Genomic DNA, 1,877 nt, shown 5'->3' on the forward strand with positions numbered 1-1,877 from the left:
GAATTTCAATATTCTCAAACTATTAGCTTCTTTTATAGCTAATTATTTCCTTTTTGCTCTTTTTTACTGATTTGACTCCCTACCGGAAATCTTTTAAAGTTTTTGAATTTTTCGGTACATACATATTATACTTTTATATGAAACCGGTTTCAAGCATGTTCATATCAGATTATTTATAATGAACCCCTTTTATAATAAAAAAATTAATATTTACGTATGTTTTTGCAATTTTTCGAAAAGGTAAAATTATGATAATATTAACATAATAAAAACATTGGAAGGAGGGATTTTTATGTATTATAAAGAATATATAAAATTGTTAAAAGATATAAATGCAAATTCGAAAAAGAATTTATTAAATGGAGATTGGGAGAATAATGAAGGAATTTATAAAAAGGTTGATAAAAATGGATATTATATACCTTTTTCAGGCAATACTGTATTGATATTTCTAAATTATGAAGAAAGAAATAAACTCCAAGAAATACAGAAAAAATTATATTCAAAAATCGGATATTTGTTGGCTGAACCTTTGAAACCTGAAACTTTCCATATTACAATTCATGATTTATGTAATCCTTTTAATTCAGAGGATATTAATTTATGTATGAAAGAAACAGAGGAAAAAATTAAAAACATTTTTATAAACGATTTTACACATTTAAAACCAATTTCCATATGTTTTAATTCCATAGGTTTATTTCATGGAAATTCTGCTATAGGTGTAGAATTTATGCCATCTTCAAAAAAAGATTTCACATATTTAATGTATATATATAACAAAATAGATAGTCTTTTCCCTTTAAACGCTACTTTAATTCCACATGTAACTCTTGGATATTACAAACCCATATATTATTCAAAAGAAGATAGAAAAAAAATATTGGAAACAATCTCTAATATCAAATTCGATATAAATATAAAATTAGATCTTTCAAAATTAACACTTCAAAAATTTAATAATATGAATGAATATCTGGAAATATATACTATTATTTCAAACATTTAATTTTTTTATAATGCTTTTATTTTATTATAGGCTGTTGGCATATCTAAAACTTTTTCTAATCTTTTAATAGCATTAATAATAGAAGATTCTATTGATTTTCTTTTTAAATAATTATCGATAAATAACCCGTCAAAAATATCCCCAAGTCCTATTTTATAATTTGCGATTTTTTTGTTTGAACTAAATATTTTTTTCTTATATATTACACCTTTTTCTCCAATTTTAATAACATCACATTTTCTATATTTACATTCATTTTCTGTTCCAATAATAAAAGCTTTTTCGAATATTCCATTAGAAATAAAAGGTCTGGGTCCAATATCAAAAAACACTTTTTTATAATTTAATTTTTCTATTCTTTTTAATTCTTCTTTTGATATTTCAGTAGTAATAATTGCTATATCAGCATTTTTCCTTAAATCATTATATTCACTCTCGTTTATTTTTCTTTCAACAGCTATGGGAATATCATTTTTCGAGATAAATACCGCAGTTTTTTCATTTTTCACTTCTGGATGAAATGGAATAATTCTTTTTAAATATTCCCCTTTATAGTCATTCCCTAAAAAACCCTTAAAATTAATTTCATATCCTAATTTATATAATAAATATGCAATATTAAAGCCTGATCCTCCTGGAACTTCTATGATTTTTGAATTATGTGGCTCATCACCATAAATGTAAATATCATAAAAAATTGCTCCATAAACATCTACTTTCATTTTATACCTCCATTAAAATCTTTTATCGTTATTTGAATTATCTCACCTTTTTCCCCTCGTATAATTAGTATAGAATAATTATATTATTGTTATTGATTATTATTATTATTTATATGCTCTTTGAAAAGTAAATATATTTTATTTAT

Annotated in this window: 2 protein-coding genes; one reads left to right on the plus strand and one right to left on the minus strand. The window is 22.9% G+C overall.

Features of this window, described 5'->3' with window-relative positions; translation table 11 throughout:
- The first annotated feature begins 292 nt into the window (after positions 1-292).
- Positions 293-1,009 (plus strand): hypothetical protein, encoded by a 717-nt coding sequence (locus BUA62_RS11225; RefSeq protein WP_072866118.1) that lies wholly within the window; start codon positions 293-295, stop codon positions 1,007-1,009.
- Between the two features lie 5 nt (positions 1,010-1,014).
- Here BUA62_RS11225 and BUA62_RS11230 read toward each other — a convergent pair whose 3' ends face one another.
- Entirely contained in the window at positions 1,015-1,731 is a 717-nt protein-coding gene (locus BUA62_RS11230; RefSeq protein ID WP_072866119.1) for a carbohydrate kinase family protein, read from the minus strand.
- Positions 1,732-1,877 lie beyond the last annotated feature (146 nt).

It is taken from the genome of Marinitoga hydrogenitolerans DSM 16785 (genome assembly GCF_900129175.1).
In the GTDB taxonomy this organism is placed as follows: Bacteria; Thermotogota; Thermotogae; order Petrotogales; family Petrotogaceae; genus Marinitoga; species Marinitoga hydrogenitolerans.

Bases quoted from the DNA above. Each gene is read 5' to 3' on its own strand.
- BUA62_RS11225 (WP_072866118.1), top strand. From the start codon at position 293: ATGTATTATAAAGAATATATAAAATTGTTAAAAGATATAAATGCAAAT.
- BUA62_RS11230 (WP_072866119.1), bottom strand. From the start codon at position 1,731: ATGAAAGTAGATGTTTATGGAGCAATTTTTTATGATATTTACATTTAT.